Genomic DNA, 14,961 nt, shown 5'->3' with positions numbered 1-14,961 from the left:
GGGACCGGCTCCGTTCATGTCCCCCGCCGCTGGCCTTCGGCCACCGGCTCCTCCTAATACTTCACTGCGCCGGTCCCCCAAGCCCCGCGGCGGTCACCGGGGGTGATTTGCGTTGGGCAGCCGTGACAGATCAGGGCGGTGGGCCGCTCTGTGCAGCGAAATATTAGGAGGAGCCGGCAGCCGCAGGCTGGCGGCGGGGGACATTCGCGGAACAGAGCGGCTAGCCGCCCTGATCGCGCTCCAACCTTGGCGGTTTGCGACAATCACGGGATGACTGCAGACCCCACCGCGCTGGCCGACAAGCCCACGCCGACCATCGGTTTTGTTTCGCTCGGCTGCCCCAAGGCGCTGACCGACTCCGAGCTGATCCTGACCCAGCTTTCGGCCGAGGGTTACAAGACCGCCAAAACCTACCAGGGCGCCGACCTGGTGATCGTCAACACCTGCGGCTTCATCGATGATGCGGTGAAGGAAAGCCTGGACACGATCGGCGAGGCGCTGGCCGAGAACGGCAAGGTCATCGTCACCGGCTGCCTGGGGGCCAAGCAGGCCGAAGGCGGCGAGAACCTGGTCAAGCAGATCCATCCCAAGGTGCTGGCCGTGACCGGGCCGCACGCCACGCAAGAGGTGATGGACGCGGTGCACGTGCATGTGCCCAAGCCGCACGACCCGTTCGTCGACCTGGTGCCGGCCGCCGGCATCAAGCTCACGCCCAAGCATTACGCGTATCTCAAGATCAGCGAAGGCTGCAACCACCGTTGCACCTTCTGCATCATCCCCAGCATGCGCGGTGACCTGGTGTCGCGGCCGGTGGGCGATGTGCTGAAAGAGGCCAAGGCGCTGTTCGAAGGCGGCGTGAAGGAGCTGCTGGTCGTCAGCCAGGACACCTCGGCCTACGGCGTGGACGTGAAGTACCGCACCGGCTTCTGGGACGGCAAACCGGTCAAGACCCGCATGCTCGACTTGGTGGCGCAACTGGGCGAGCTGGCCAAGCAGCACGGTGCCTGGGTGCGGCTGCACTACGTCTACCCGTACCCGCATGTGGACGAGGTCATCCCGCTGATGGCCGAAGGGCTGGTGCTGCCCTACCTCGACGTGCCGTTCCAGCATTCGCACCCCGATGTGCTCAAGCGCATGAAGCGCCCGGCCAGCGGCGAGCGCAACCTCGAGCGCATCCAGAAGTGGCGCGAGATGTGCCCCGAGCTGATCATTCGCTCGACCTTCATCGCCGGCTTCCCGGGTGAGACCGAGGCCGAGTTCGACCATTTGCTGCAGTTCCTGGGCGAGGCCCAGATCGACCGCGCCGGTTGTTTTGCCTACTCGCCGGTGACCGGCGCGGCCGCCAATGAGCTGCCGGGCGCGTTGCCGACCGAGCTGCGCGAAGAGCGCCGCGCGCGCTTCATGGCGGTGGCAGAGCAGGTGTCGATCGACCGCCTGCGCCGCCGGGTGGGCGCGACGATGCAGGTGCTGGTCGACCGCGCGCCGGCGCTGGGCCGCAAGGGCGGGGTGGGGCGCTCGTATGCCGACGCGCCCGAGATCGACGGCACCGTGCGGCTGCTGCCGCCGGCCAAGGCCTCGACGCAGCTGCGCGTGGGCGAGTTCGCCAAGGCCCGCATCGTGGCGGCCGAAGGGCACGACCTGGTGGGCGAGCCGATATGAGCCAGCGCGGCAAGAAGGCCACGTCGACCGAGCTGATCCATCACCCTTACCAGCCGCCGGCGGGGTTTGAATCGCCCGTGGTGGGCGTGCACAAGGCGTCGACAGTCTTCTTTCCGAATGTGGCCGCGCTGCGCAGCCACCATTGGCTGAACAAGAGCGGCTACACCTACGGCCTGCACGGCACGCCGACCACCTTCACGCTGGAGGCGCGGCTCGCCACGCTGGAGGGCGCCAAGCACGTGATGCTGGCCCCCAGCGGCCTGTCGGCGCTGGGTGTGGTCAACATGACGGTGCTGCGCAGCGGCGACACCGTGCTGCTGCCCGACAACGTCTACAACCCGAGCAAGGAACTGGCGCGCCACGAACTGGCCGGCTGGGGCATCGCCCACCGGCTGTACGACGCGATGAAGCCCGAGACCTTGCGCGCCGCGCTTGGCCCCGACGTGAAGCTCGTCTGGCTCGAAGCGCCCGGCTCGGTAACGCTGGAGTTCCCCGACCTGCCGGCGCTGGTGCGCACCGTGCGCGAGGCTGCGCCGCAGGCCACCATCGCGTTCGACAGCACCTGGAGCGCGGGGCTCGCGTTCTGTGCCTTCGACTTCGGTGTCGATGTCACGATCCACGCGCTGACCAAATACCCCTCGGGCGGCGGCGACATGCTGATGGGCTCGATCGCCTGCCGCGACGACGCGCTGTACGAGCGTCTGGCGATGACGCACAGCCGGCTGGGCCTGGGCGTCGGCGCCAACGATGCCGAAGCGGTGCTGCGGGCCTTGCCCACGCTTGCGTTGCGCTACGCCGCGCAAGACGCCTCGGCCCGCCGCATCGCCGAATGGGCGACCACGCAGGCACCCACGGTGCGCCAGGTGCTTCACCCGGCCCTGCCGGGCTCGCCGGGCCACGCGCACTGGGCGGCGATCAGCCGTGCCGCGGCCGGCTTGCTGACGCTGGTCTTCGACCCCGCCATCGCACCCGAGCGCGTCGATGCCTTCATCGACGGGCTCGAGCTGTTTCGCATCGGCTGGAGCTGGGGCGGCCCGGTCAGCCTGGCGGTGCCTTACCAGTCGCAGCGCCTGCGCCAATTGGGCGGTGGCTACGAAGGCGTGATCGTGCGCCTGTGCATCGGGCTTGAATCGACCGACGACCTGATCGCCGACCTTCAATCGGGACTCGAACGCCTGCGCCGTGAGGTTTGACGCGGCATTGGTCGCCGGCGCGGGTTGACGCAAGGCAAGCGCTGCGCTGCAATGCTTCGTTAGCTTTCGACCGAACACGGGCCCATTGCGCGACAGCCGCCCAGGCTGCGCCGGGCCCGGCAGGGCCGCCGTGCGGCGCCTGTCGCCAACGACGACACGACGATCTTGACCATTCAATTCTGGCAATGGATTGCGCTGCGCTGCGCCGCCGGTTCACGGCGGGCGCAGCGTGGCGTGCTGATGGCCATCACGTCGTGTGCACTGGTGATGCCTGCGCTGGCGGCGTCGCCGCTGGCACCCGGGCTGTCGGACGAAGAGCGGGCATGGATCGCGCAGCACCCGGTGGTGCGGGTGGCCACCAGCGCCGACTATGGTCCGTTCACCTTCGTCGAGAACGGCGTGGTGCGCGGCATGTCGATCGACTACCTGGAGCGCCTGCATCAGCTGACCGGCATCGAGTTCAAGACCGAGGAGCCGGCGTCTTTCCAGGCCAACCTGCAGCGCGTCGCGCATGGCGAGGTCGACCTGATGATGTCGCTGCGCGACTCGCCCGAGCGGCGCCAGCTGATGAGCTTCACGCGGCCGTATGTCTCGGTGCCCGCGGTGCTGCTGCGGCGCCGCGGCGCGGCCCAGTCGATGGCGCTGGAAGAGCTTCGGCCCGGCGAAACCGTGGCCGTGAGCGCCGGCTATGCGGTGGCGGCCTTCATGGCCGAGCGTTACCCTGACAACCCCGTGATCACGCGGCCCAACGACCGGGCGCTGCTGCTGGCCCTGGCCTCGGGCGAGGTCGAGGCCGCGGTGATGGACCTGGCGGGCGTCACCTACCTGATGCGCACGCTGGGCATCGGCAACGCGCACATCGTGGGCGACGTGGGGCTGTCGTACGACCTGGGCATCGGCTACCGGCGCGATTGGCCGGTGCTGGGCCGCATCCTGGACAAGGCGCTGGCCCGAGTCGACGCGCAGGAGCGGCAGGCGATTGCCGATCGCTGGTTCCTGCCGCCGGCGGCCACTGGCATCGACCCGCGCTGGCTGCAGTGGGGCGCCGGCGTGCTGGCGCTGTTGCTGGGCGGGCTGGCGGTGGTGATCGGCCTGAACCGGGTGCTGCGCCGCCAGGTGGCGCTGCGGACCGAGCAACTTCGGGCCGAGCTGGCCGAGCGGCTGCGGCTGCAAGGGGTGGACCAGGCGAGGGCGCTGGCCGAAGAGGCGAATGCGGCCAAGGTGCGGTTCCTCTCGCAGGCCAGCCATGAGCTGCGCAACCCGCTGAACGCCGTGAGCGGGTTCGCCCAGCTGATGGCGATGGACCCGACACGGCCGCTGGACGACACCCAGCGCAACCGGCTGCAGCACATCCAGCACGCCGTGCAGCAACTGCTGGCACTGATCGACGACATGATGAGCTTCTCGCGCCTCGAAAGCGGCACGCTGGCGCTGACGGTGCGCTCGACCGCGCTGCAAGAGGTGCTGCCGCACTGCCTGGCGCTGGTCGAGCCGGCGGCCAAGGCCATGGCGCTCGAGCTGCGCTGCGCGGTCGACGAGCCGGCGAAGGTGAAGGTGATGGCCGATCCGCTGCGGCTCGAGCAGGTGCTGCACAACCTGCTGTCGAACGCGATCAAGTACAACCGCCAGGGCGGCTGGGTCGAGGTGCGCACCGCGCCGGCCGGCGACGGCACGGTGCGGCTCGAGGTGGCCGACGGCGGGCTTGGCCTGACGCCCGACCAGCAGAAGCAGCTGTTTCAGCCGTTCAACCGCCTGGGCCGCACCGAGCAGGAAGGCACCGGCATCGGCCTGGTGATCTGCAAACAACTGGTCGAGCGCATGGGCGGCGTGATCGACGTTGCCAGCGACCCCGCGAAGGGCACGGTGTTTGGCCTGAACCTGGCGTCTGCGCCGGCCTAGCCTCAGCCGAATCGCCCGTGGCGGGCAAAGCGGTTGGTCGCGTCGACCAGCGCCGCGGCGATGCCCGGCTCGTACGACGAATGCCCGGCATCGGGCTCGATGCGCAGTTCGGCGCCGGGCCAGGCGTCGGCCAGTGCATGGGCATAGCGCACCGGGCAGATCACGTCGTAGCGCCCGTGCACGATGAAGCCGGGCAGGTGGCGGATGCGGGACACGCCGTCGAGCAGTTGGTTGGGCCGCAGGAAGGCTTTGTGGCGGAAGTAGTGCGCTTCGAGCCGGCCGATGCCCAGCGCGATCGCGTCTTCGGTGAAGGCGTCTGCCGTCTCGGGGTTGGGCAGCAGGTGCAGGCACGAGCCTTCGTAGCGGCTCCAGGCGCGTGCCGCCGGGCCGTAGACCGCCGGGTCGTCGGATTCGAGCCGGCGGCTGTAGGCGGCCAGCAGGTCACTGCGCTCGGCTTCGGGCACGTGGCCGGCGAAAGCCTCCCACTCGCGCGGGAAGAAGTAGCGCACGCCGTTGAGCCACCATTCGATCTCGTCGTCGCTGACCAGCCAGATGCCGCGCAGCACCAGGCCCAGGCAGCGCTCGGGGTGGGCCTGGGCATAGGCCAGCGACAGCGTCGAGCCCCATGAGCCGCCGAAGACCAGCCACTGCTCGATGCCCAGCATCTGGCGCAGGCGCTCGATGTCTTCGATCAGCAGGTCGGTGGTGTTCTCGCGGGTCTCGCCGAGCGGCGTCGACTGGCCCGAGCCGCGCTGGTCGAACAGCACGACGTGGTAGCGCTCGGGGTCGAAGAAGCGGCGGCTCTTGGGCGAGATGCCGGCGCCGGGGCCGCCGTGCAGGAACAGGGCCGGGATGCCTTGCGGGTTGCCGCAGGTTTCCCAGTAGAGCGTGTGCAGGTCGCTGACGGGCAGTCGGCCGCTGCGCAGGGGCTCGATCTCCGGGTACAGGACTTGTTCGAGGGTCTTCATCGCTGGCCTTCCCATGACGCGGTGCGTTGCACGATCAGCCCATTCTGTCGAAGAGCCCGCTGAATAACGTTCGGCGTTCGCCTCGATTGGCAGAGGAGAGCTCGGTGACGCGCGGTCGGCTGACGCGACGACTGGCGCTGCGGTCTGCGCTGCTCAGTCTTTCGAGCCCGACGAGACTTTGTGTCTCATCAGGCGACCCTTCTCCCGGTCCCAGTCGCGCTTCTTTTCGGTCTCGCGCTTGTCGTGCTGGGCCTTGCCCTTGGCGAGCGCGATTTCGGCCTTCACGCGGCCGCCTTTCCAATGCAGGTTCAACGGCACCAGCGTGAAGCCGCGCTGCTCGACCTTGCCGACCAGGCGCTTGATCTCGTCCTTGCCCATCAGCAGCTTCTTGGTCCGGTCGGCCTCGGGGTGCACGTGGGTCGACGCGCTGCGCAGCGCGTTGATGCGGCAGCCGATGAGGTACAGCTCGCCATCGCGGATGACCACGTAGCCGTCGGTCAACTGCACCTGGCCGGCGCGGATGGCCTTGACCTCCCAGCCTTCCAGCACCATGCCGGCTTCGTACTGCTCCTCGATGTGGTATTCGAAACGGGCGCGGCGGTTTTCGGCGATCAGGGCAGACATGGCTTGTTGAGCGGTGGCATCGTGGCAAGAAGAAGGTCGACGCCTAGGGCAACGCTGAACAAGTCCCACGCGGGCCGCGCATCCCTGCTTTGGGCGGTCTGCTGCGTTGCAAATCCTCGCCATAGCACGAGCTATGGCTGTGGTTTGCGCCTTGCCGCCCATCCCAAACCGGGGCGCGCAGCCACGCAGGGGCTTATTCAGCGTCGCCCTAGAATCATTGGATTGTATGAAGCATGTGAAGAAGTCCGTCTTGCTCTGGTACTCGGCGGCCGAGATGTACAAGCTCGTGACCGATGTGCAGCAGTACCCGGACTTTCTGCCGTGGTGCGAAAGGGCCGAGGTGCTCGAAGAGCATGCCGATGGCATGACCGCACGCATCAGCCTGGCCTATGCCGGCGTGCGGCACGCCTTCACGACCCGCAACGCGCATGAGCCCGACCGGCAGGTGCTGGTGACCCTGGTCGACGGGCCGTTCTCGCTGCTCGAAGGTTCGTGGCTCTTCGCGCCGCTCGGCCGGCCCGGTGCCGATGCCTCAGCGTGCCGGATCGAATTCGACCTGCGCTATGCGTTTTCGAGCCGCCCGCTCGAAGCGGTGTTGAGCCCCGTGTTCGACAAGGTGGCCAACACCTTCGTCGACTCTTTCGTCAAACGCGCCGAGCAGACCTATGGCCAACGCTGACGCCGCCGTGCTGCTGAAGGTGAAGGTCAGCTACAGCCCCGCACCGCGCGAAATCGACACCGTCGACCTGCAACTGCCCCCCGGCAGCACCCTGGCCGACGCGCTGCGCGCCAGCGGCCTGCTCGAACGCCACGGCCTGTCGCTCGACGACCCGCTCAGCGTCGGCATCTGGACCAAGTCGCGCCCGCTCGACACCCCGCTGCGCGAGGCCGACCGCGTCGAGATCTACCGCGGCCTGACAGTGGACCCCAAAGAGGCCCGCCGCCAGCGCTATCGCAAGCAGTCCCCCAAGCGTCGATAGGCGCAATGGTCTTTCTGGGGCGCGCATAGCGCCGCCCCCTTCAAGTGGCGTGCGCGGATCCGGCTTGGCCGGTCCGCTGCGCGAGCCCCCTCGGGGGGCAGCCCCTGGAAGGGGCGTGGGGGCTCAATTACACGCCGAATCGGCGATGCTCCGCGAGCGCGCAATCTCGGCCGCGCGGCCGGCGTCGTCGAGGATCTCGCGTTCGCCCTTTTCGTTCATGCGGCCCATGCGTTGGCCGCTTTCCAGGGCTGCCAGCTGGTTGCGAGCGCGTTGGCAGGTCTCGAGCTTGGCCTGATTGCGCTTCGCCGTCTCGGCGTCTTTCTTGGCCTTCTCGGCGGCGGCCTGGTCGGTCTGCATCTTGGTCTTCTTGGCCTCCAGCGTCGGGTCGACACGCGGGCCGTCGGGCATCGAGGCGGCATCGCTGGCGGCCGGGCTGGGCATCGGCGCGCGGGCGCCGTGCGGGCGCTGCAGGATGTCTTTTTCGGGGATCTCCACCGGCGGCGGGCGGTCGCTGACCTGGACGTGACCGTCCTTGTCGCGCCATTTCCAGATACTTTGTGCCAGGGCCGACGAGTGGCCGAGCGCCACGACCAATGCCAGCAAGCCGAGGCGTCCAAACGACGAAACGATGGTTTTCATGTAGCGGCGACGGGGCCCTGGCCGAGGGACCACAGGCGTGTTGCAACAAGCCGCCAGTGTACGGCTTGGGCATGGCCTGCACTGGAAACCGAGTGCATCCGTATAATCCGCTTTTGCGTCTGGAGCTTTTCCCATGCGCCTTCTAGGCAAAGCGCTGACCTTCGACGATGTGTTGTTGGTGCCTGCGTACTCCCAAGTGTTGCCCCGAGATACCTCGTTGGCGACCCGCGTTTCCCGCAACATCCTCCTGAACTTGCCACTCGTGTCCGCCGCCATGGACACCGTGACCGAGTCGCGCCTGGCGATCGCCATCGCGCAAGAAGGAGGCATGGGGATCGTCCACAAGAACTTCTCGCCCAAGCAGCAGGCCGCCGAGGTGGCGCGGGTCAAGCGCTACGAATCGGGTCTGCTGAAAGACCCGATCACGATCGCCCCCGGCGCCCGGGTGCGCGACGTGATCGAGCTGTCGCGCCAGCACGGCATCTCGGGCTTCCCGGTGGTCGAAGACGGCAGGGTGGTCGGCATCGTGACCAACCGCGACCTGCGCTTCGAAACGCGGCTCGACGCACCGGTGCGCGACATCATGACCCCGCGCGAGCGACTCATCACCGTCAAGGAAGGCGCGTCGCTCGCCGAGGCCAAGGCGCTGATGCATCAGCACAAGCTGGAGCGCGTGCTGGTCGTCAACGACGCGCTCGAGCTGCGCGGCCTGTTCACGGTGAAAGACATCACCAAGCAGACCACCTTCCCGAACGCCGCGCGCGACGCCAACGGCAAGCTGCGTGTCGGCGCCGCGGTCGGCGTGGGCGAGGGCACCGAAGAGCGGGTCGAGCTGCTGGTCAAGGCCGGCGTCGACGCGCTGGTGGTCGACACGGCTCACGGCCACTCGCACGGCGTGCTCGAGCGGGTGCGCTGGGTGAAGAAGAACTTCCCGAACGTCGACGTGATCGGCGGCAACATCGCCACCGGCTCGGCGGCGCTGGCGCTGGTCGAGGCTGGTGCCGACGGCGTCAAGGTTGGCATCGGCCCGGGCTCGATCTGCACCACCCGCATCGTCGCCGGCGTCGGTGTGCCCCAGATCACCGCGATCGACAACGTGGCCACGGCGCTCAAGGGCACCGGCGTGCCGCTGATCGCCGACGGTGGCATCCGCTACTCGGGCGACATCGCCAAGGCCATCGCCGCGGGCGCTGGCGCCGTGATGATGGGCGGCATGTTTGCCGGCACCGAAGAAGCGCCGGGCGAAGTCATCCTCTACCAGGGCCGCAGCTACAAGAGCTACCGCGGCATGGGCTCGATCGGGGCGATGAAGGCCGGTTCGGCCGATCGTTACTTCCAGGAAAACGACGAGACCACCAACCCGAACGCCGACAAGCTGGTGCCCGAGGGCATCGAAGGCCGGGTGCCCTACAAGGGCTCGATGGTGTCGATCATCTTCCAGATGGCCGGTGGCCTGCGCGCCTCGATGGGTTACTGCGGGTGCGCGACGGTCGACGAGATGCGCGAACGCGCCGAGTTCGTCGAGATCACCTCGGCTGGCATCCGCGAGAGCCATGTGCACGACGTGCAGATCACGAAGGAAGCGCCGAACTACCGGTTGGAGTGATGGTGCCCCCTACGTCGCCTTCGGCGCCGGTCCCCCCGAGGGGGATCGGTCGCCTTGGGGCGGCCCGGCAGCGACCGGTGCCCCCCGCGTCGCCTTTGGTGCTAGTCCCCTCAAGGGGGATCGGTCGCCTTGGGGCGGCCCGGCGGCGACCGAGCCTCCGCCCGACAAACAGCGCCCGGCCCCTGACGCCGGGCGCGGTCTTTTCCACCGCCGATTTCCAGCAATGACCACACCAGAGCCCGCGTCCGCCGGCAAGAGCCGCGAAGCCGCGATGCCGTTCATCATGCTGACGGTGCTGATCGACATGGTTGCGATCGGCCTGATCATCCCGGTGCTGCCGCATCTGGTGGGCACCTTCACGACCTCGGCCACCGACAAGACGCTGTGGTTCGGCGTGGTGGCTTTTGCATTCGGCATCGCCAACTTCTTCGGCTCGCCGGTGCTGGGCGGGCTGTCCGACCGATTTGGCCGCCGCCCGGTGCTGCTGATCGGCTTCAGCGGCCTGGCGCTCAGCTTCTTCGTCACGGCCATGGCCTCGGCGCTGTGGATGCTGATCGTCGTGCGCCTGTTCAGCGGCGCGATGCAGGCCAACATCGCCGTCGCCAACGCCTACGTGGCCGACATCTCGCCCCCGGAGCAGCGGGCCAAACGCTTCGGCATGCTGGGCGCGATGTTCGGCATCGGCTTCATCCTCGGCCCGGCCGTGGGCGGCTTGCTCGGCGGCATCGACCTGCACCTGCCGTTCTACGTGGCTGGCGTGCTGGCGCTGGTGAACTGCGTCTACGGGGCGCTGGTACTGCCCGAGTCGCTGCCGGTCGACCGTCGCCGTCCCTTTGAATGGAAGCGCGCCAACCCGGTCAGTGCGCTGGCAGGGCTGGCGCAGTTGCAGGGCATCGGCCTGCTGGTCGGCGTGATCGGCCTGTCGGGCCTGGCGCAGTTCACGCTGCACATGACCTGGGTGCTCTACACTGACCTGAAGTTCGGTTGGGGCCCGCAGGAAACCGGTTGGTCGCTGTTCGCGGTCGGCGTCATGTCGGCGCTGGTGCAGGGGCTGCTGTTGGGGCGGCTGCTCAAGCGCTTCTCGCCGCGCCGGCTGGCGGTGATGGGCCTGATCTCGTCGACGCTCGCTTTCCTCGCCTGGGGCGCCGCCAGCGAGGGATGGATGATGTATGCGGTGATCGTGGCCAACCTGCTGGGCTTTGCCGGCACCGCGGCGATCCAGAGCATCGTCTCGAATGCGGCCGACGCGAAGACACAAGGCCAGACCATGGGCGCCGTGGCCGGGCTGAACAGCCTGATGGCGGTGATCGCGCCGATCGTCGGCCCGGCGCTGCTGGCGATGGTTTCGCACCTGCCGCGTGGCGACTGGCGCATCGGCGCCCCGTACTACTTCTGCGCGGTGCTGCAAGGCTTGGCCACCGTGCTCGCGATCTACCACTTCCGCACCCACCGGGCCGCGCCTGCGGCCGCCACCGCTCAACCGGAAACCACGCCCGCCGCACCATGACGCACGACAAGATCCTGATCCTCGATTTCGGCTCCCAGGTCACGCAGCTGATCGCCCGCCGCGTGCGCGAGGCGCACGTGTACTGCGAGATCCACCCGAACGACGTGAGCGACGCGTTCATCCGCGAGTTCGCGCCCAAGGGCATCATCCTGTCGGGCAGCCACGCGAGCACCTACGAAGCCGAAGACCTGCGCGCGCCGCAGGCGGTGTGGGACCTGGGTGTGCCGGTGCTGGGCATCTGCTACGGCATGCAGACCATGGCCGCCCAACTGGGTGGCAAGGTCGAAAGCGGCAAGACCCGTGAGTTCGGCTACGCGGAAGTCCGTGCCCATGGCCACACCGCGCTGCTGCAAGGCATCGAAGACTTCAACACGCCCGAAGGCCACGGCATGCTGAAGGTGTGGATGAGCCACGGCGACAAGGTTACCGAGATGCCACCCGGCTTCAAGCTGATGTGCAGCACGCCGGCTTGCCCGATCGCCGGCATCGCCGATGAGGCGCGCCGCTACTACGCGGTGCAGTTCCACCCCGAGGTCACGCACACGGTGCAGGGCAGGGCGCTGCTCGAGCGTTTCGTGCTGAAGATCGCCGGCGCCCAACCCGACTGGGTCATGAAGGACCACATCGCCGAAGCCGTCGAGGCGATTCGCCAGCAGGTGGGCGACGAAGAGGTGATCCTCGGCTTGTCCGGCGGCGTCGATTCGTCGGTGGCGGCGGCGTTGATCCACCGCGCGATCGGCGACCAGCTGACCTGCGTCTTCGTCGACCACGGCCTGCTGCGCCTGAACGAGGGCGACATGGTGATGGAGATGTTCGCCGGCAAGCTGCACGCGCGCGTCATCCGCGTCGACGCCAGCGAGCTGTTCATGGGCGAGCTGGCCGGTGTGACCGACCCCGAGGCCAAGCGCAAGATCATCGGCCGCTTGTTCGTCGATGTCTTCAAGGCCGAGGCCGACAAGCTCAAGGCGGGTGACGCAGGGCACAAAGGCGCCACCTTCCTGGCCCAGGGCACGATCTACCCGGACGTCATCGAGTCGGGCGGCGCCAAGACCAAGAAGGCCACGACGATCAAGAGTCACCACAACGTTGGCGGCCTGCCCGAGCAACTGGGCCTGAAGCTGCTCGAGCCGCTGCGCGACCTGTTCAAGGACGAAGTGCGCGAGCTGGGCGTGGCGCTGGGCCTGCCGCACGAGATGGTCTACCGCCATCCGTTCCCGGGGCCGGGCCTGGGCGTGCGCATCCTGGGCGAGGTCAAGAAGGACTACGCCGACCTGCTGCGCCGCGCCGACGCGATCTTCATCGACGAGCTGAGGGCGTGGAAAGATGAAACGACCGGCAAGAGCTGGTACGACCTGACCAGCCAGGCCTTCACTGTCTTCTTGCCCGTCAAGAGCGTGGGCGTGATGGGCGATGGCCGTACATACGATTACGTGGTGGCGCTGCGCGCAGTGCAAACCAGCGACTTCATGACCGCCGACTGGGCCGAGCTGCCCTATGGTTTGCTGAAGAAGGTCTCGGGCCGCATCATCAACGAGGTGCGCGGCATCAACCGCGTGACCTACGACGTGTCGAGCAAACCACCGGCGACGATCGAATGGGAATGAGAGGGGAACAGCGGCTTGGCTGATCAACTCTTTCTGGATGGCATGGGGGCTCCGCCGACCGGTTCAGATCGTTTGTTCTTTGCCGTCCTGCCCGACGACTACGCCGCCGGGCAGGCTGAGCGGTTTCGACAGCGGTTCTGCAGCGAGCGAAAGTTGACCGGCACGCAGGTGCGCACCGAGCACCTGCATGTCACGCTGCATCACCTGGGCGACCATGCCGGCGTGCCGCAAGACATGGTGGCCAAGGCTGGCGCGGTGGCGGCTGCCTTGCGGGTGGCGCCGTTCGAGGTCGAGTTCGAGTCGGTGATGAGCTTTGTCCGCGGGGCGCAAAACAAGCCTGCGCTGGTGCTGACGGGTGACGATGGCCTCGCGGCCTTGACGGCCTTCCAGCGTGCGCTCGCCGTGGCGATGATCAAAGGCGGCCTGGGCCAATGGGTCGAGAAGAGCTTCACCCCGCACATGACGCTCGTCTACGACCCGCAGGTGGTCCAGAAGCAGAGCATCCGCCCCATCTCGTGGACGGTGCGCGAGCTGGTGCTGATCCACAGTTTTCTGGGGCAGGGGCGGCATGTGGCGCTGGGCCGCTGGCCGCTGCAAGGCCACAGCTCAACCAGGTCGCGCGACAGCGGATTGATGCCGTGAGTGAACCTGACTCGCCGGTGACGCCGGCCGACGAATACGCGATGCGCCTGGCGCTGGATCAGGCGCAGAACGCCTGGCTGTCGGGCGAGGTGCCGGTCGGTGCCGTGATCATGCGCAACGGGCAGGTCATTGCCACCGGCTACAACAGGCCGATCACCACCCACGACCCGACGGCCCACGCCGAGCTGGTGGCCCTGCGGCACGCCGCGCAGCTGCTCGAGAACTACCGCCTGCCCGAGTGCGAGCTGTACGTGACGCTCGAGCCCTGTGCGATGTGCGCGATGGCCTTGATGCACGCCCGTTTCAAGCGGGTGGTGTTCGGCGCCATCGACCCCAAGACCGGCGCGGCCGGATCGGTGCTGAACCTGTTTGCCGAGGGCCGGCTGAACCACCACACCGACCTGCAAGGCGGCGTGATGGCCGAGGCGTGCGGCAACATCCTGCGCGAATTCTTCGCCGAACGACGGGCGCAGCAGCGAGCCGAACGGGCTGCGGCCGTTGAAGAGCCGGCCGAGTCACCAGACGTGACGCCGAGCGACCCGATCCCGACCGGCCTGGCCATCGAACTGCCGATGGACGAACCACCGGCCAACAACAAGTGACCTCCCACCGAATGACCAGCCTGACCTTGTTCACCCCCTCGGGGGTCTTGCTGAAGGCGGCCCCGCTGCGACTGGCCGCCAAGCGGCTGGCGGCGATGGGCTTCGCCGTGACCATCGACGAAGCCGCACTGGCCAAGCAGCAGCGCTTCGGCGGCGGCGACGAGCAGCGGCTGCAGGCGCTGCACCGCGTGGCGACCGAAGCGCCGTCGATCGCCATGGCCACGCGCGGCGGCTACGGCCTGACGCGCCTGCTCGACCGCATCGACTGGAAGAAGCTCAAGCGCAGTGTCGACAAGGGCACCCGCTGGGTCGGCTACAGCGACATGACCGCACTGCAGATGGGCTTGCTGGCCCACACGGGCGCGCCAACTTGGTGCGGCCCGCTGGCCGCTGATGACTTCGGCCGCGAGGTGCTGGACGAGGTCACGCCCGACTGCTTCGCCGAGGCGATGAGCGGTGAGCTCGAAGCGATCGGTTTTCGCACCGAGGCCGGCTTCGACGGCCTGCAGGCCAAGGGCGTGCTGTGGGGCGGCAACCTGACGGTGCTGTGCTCGTTGTTGGGCACGCCGCATTGGCCGCAGGTCAAGGGGGGCGTCCTGTTCGTCGAAGACGTCAACGAGCACCCTTATCGCGTCGAGCGCATGCTGTTGCAGTTGCACCAGGCTGGTGTGCTGGCGCGCCAGAAAGCGGTGGTGCTCGGTGCGGTGAGTGACTGGAAACCGTCGCCGATGGACCGGGGCTACAACCTCAAGGCCATGGTCGAACACGTGCGCTCGGTGACCAAGACGCCGGTGCTGACCGGCCTGCCGTTCGGGCATGTCTCCACCAAGGTGACCATGCCGTTTGGCCGCCCGGTGACGCTGCTGGTCGAAGAGCGCAACGCACTCATCGGATGGTGAGTTTGACTGGTTAAATTCGCTGCCCGTCTCCGATTTTGTTGAGAATGGCTCGCCGACAAGCGGGCTGGGCCTGCGAAAAACCCTAACCCGGGTCCGTAACACCCGGGCATAGAATCTGCACGAGTCGCCTCGCCGCATC

14 protein-coding genes are annotated in these 14,961 nt (G+C 67.9%); 11 read left to right on the top strand and 3 right to left on the bottom strand.

The features are described from left to right. Positions 1 to 270 precede the first annotated feature (270 nt). The 3 genes from rimO (at position 271) to ACE3SG_RS26475 (ending at position 4,751) form a co-directional block, all read left to right on the top strand. Complete coding sequence (rimO, locus tag ACE3SG_RS26485) at positions 271 to 1,659, top strand: 30S ribosomal protein S12 methylthiotransferase RimO (protein WP_374569249.1); 1,389 nt, start codon at positions 271 to 273, stop codon at positions 1,657 to 1,659. Continuing rightward, a complete protein-coding gene (locus tag ACE3SG_RS26480; RefSeq protein ID WP_374569248.1) occupies positions 1,656 to 2,852 on the top strand; it encodes a PLP-dependent transferase in 1,197 nt (398 codons plus the stop codon). The genes rimO and ACE3SG_RS26480 overlap by 4 nt, the downstream gene beginning before the upstream one ends. A gap of 165 nt (positions 2,853 to 3,017) precedes the next feature. Beyond that, entirely contained in the window at positions 3,018 to 4,751 is a 1,734-nt protein-coding gene (locus ACE3SG_RS26475) for an ATP-binding protein (protein WP_374569247.1), read from the top strand. A gap of 2 nt (positions 4,752 to 4,753) precedes the next feature. On the opposite strand, the gene pip is transcribed toward ACE3SG_RS26475, so the two are convergent. Then, on the bottom strand, positions 4,754 to 5,719 hold the full coding sequence (gene pip, locus ACE3SG_RS26470) for a prolyl aminopeptidase (RefSeq protein WP_374569246.1): 966 nt from the start codon (positions 5,717 to 5,719) through the stop codon (positions 4,754 to 4,756). Positions 5,720 to 5,872: 153 nt separating this feature from the next. Continuing rightward, the gene (gene smpB / locus ACE3SG_RS26465; protein ID WP_374569245.1) at positions 5,873 to 6,343 is read right to left on the bottom strand and encodes an SsrA-binding protein SmpB; all 471 of its coding nucleotides are present in this window, start codon (positions 6,341 to 6,343) and stop codon (positions 5,873 to 5,875) included. 226 nt (positions 6,344 to 6,569) lie between these two features. Here smpB and ACE3SG_RS26460 point away from each other — a divergent pair, with 226 nt between their 5' ends. Both ACE3SG_RS26460 and ACE3SG_RS26455 read left to right on the top strand, forming a co-directional pair. Continuing rightward, positions 6,570 to 7,022 (top strand): type II toxin-antitoxin system RatA family toxin, encoded by a 453-nt coding sequence (locus ACE3SG_RS26460; RefSeq protein ID WP_374569244.1) that lies wholly within the window; start codon positions 6,570 to 6,572, stop codon positions 7,020 to 7,022. Continuing rightward, the gene (locus ACE3SG_RS26455) at positions 7,009 to 7,323 is read left to right on the top strand and encodes an RnfH family protein (RefSeq protein ID WP_374569243.1); all 315 of its coding nucleotides are present in this window, start codon (positions 7,009 to 7,011) and stop codon (positions 7,321 to 7,323) included. The genes ACE3SG_RS26460 and ACE3SG_RS26455 overlap by 14 nt, the downstream gene beginning before the upstream one ends. A gap of 123 nt (positions 7,324 to 7,446) precedes the next feature. Here the strand turns inward: ACE3SG_RS26455 and ACE3SG_RS26450 are convergent, their stop codons facing one another. Continuing rightward, positions 7,447 to 7,962 (bottom strand): DUF4124 domain-containing protein, encoded by a 516-nt coding sequence (locus ACE3SG_RS26450; RefSeq protein ID WP_374569242.1) that lies wholly within the window; start codon positions 7,960 to 7,962, stop codon positions 7,447 to 7,449. A gap of 133 nt (positions 7,963 to 8,095) precedes the next feature. Between ACE3SG_RS26450 and guaB the strand changes: the two genes are divergently transcribed. The 6 genes from guaB to ACE3SG_RS26420 all read left to right on the top strand — a co-directional run bounded on the left by guaB (position 8,096) and on the right by ACE3SG_RS26420 (position 14,822). Then, complete coding sequence (gene guaB, locus ACE3SG_RS26445; protein WP_374569241.1) at positions 8,096 to 9,568, top strand: IMP dehydrogenase; 1,473 nt, start codon at positions 8,096 to 8,098, stop codon at positions 9,566 to 9,568. Positions 9,569 to 9,791: 223 nt separating this feature from the next. Beyond that, positions 9,792 to 11,075, top strand: a complete 1,284-nt coding sequence (locus ACE3SG_RS26440) for an MFS transporter (RefSeq protein WP_374569240.1) — start codon at positions 9,792 to 9,794, stop codon at positions 11,073 to 11,075. After that, the gene (gene guaA, locus ACE3SG_RS26435; protein ID WP_374569239.1) at positions 11,072 to 12,679 is read left to right on the top strand and encodes a glutamine-hydrolyzing GMP synthase; all 1,608 of its coding nucleotides are present in this window, start codon (positions 11,072 to 11,074) and stop codon (positions 12,677 to 12,679) included. Before ACE3SG_RS26440 ends, guaA begins: the two co-directional genes overlap by 4 nt. Before the next feature lie 42 nt (positions 12,680 to 12,721). Beyond that, entirely contained in the window at positions 12,722 to 13,321 is a 600-nt protein-coding gene (locus ACE3SG_RS26430; RefSeq protein ID WP_374569252.1) for a 2'-5' RNA ligase family protein, read from the top strand. Continuing rightward, positions 13,318 to 13,923 (top strand): tRNA adenosine(34) deaminase TadA, encoded by a 606-nt coding sequence (gene tadA / locus ACE3SG_RS26425; RefSeq protein WP_374569238.1) that lies wholly within the window; start codon positions 13,318 to 13,320, stop codon positions 13,921 to 13,923. Before ACE3SG_RS26430 ends, tadA begins: the two co-directional genes overlap by 4 nt. A gap of 11 nt (positions 13,924 to 13,934) precedes the next feature. After that, positions 13,935 to 14,822, top strand: coding sequence for an LD-carboxypeptidase (locus tag ACE3SG_RS26420; RefSeq protein ID WP_374569237.1), 888 nt, complete (start codon positions 13,935 to 13,937; stop codon positions 14,820 to 14,822). The last annotated feature ends 139 nt before the right edge of the window (positions 14,823 to 14,961 follow it).

Source organism: Ideonella sp., assembly GCF_041914305.1.
Classification (GTDB): Bacteria; Pseudomonadota; Gammaproteobacteria; order Burkholderiales; family Burkholderiaceae_C; genus Ideonella.
Note: the sequence above shows the minus strand (reverse complement) of the source record. Positions and strands in the feature narration are given on the sequence as shown.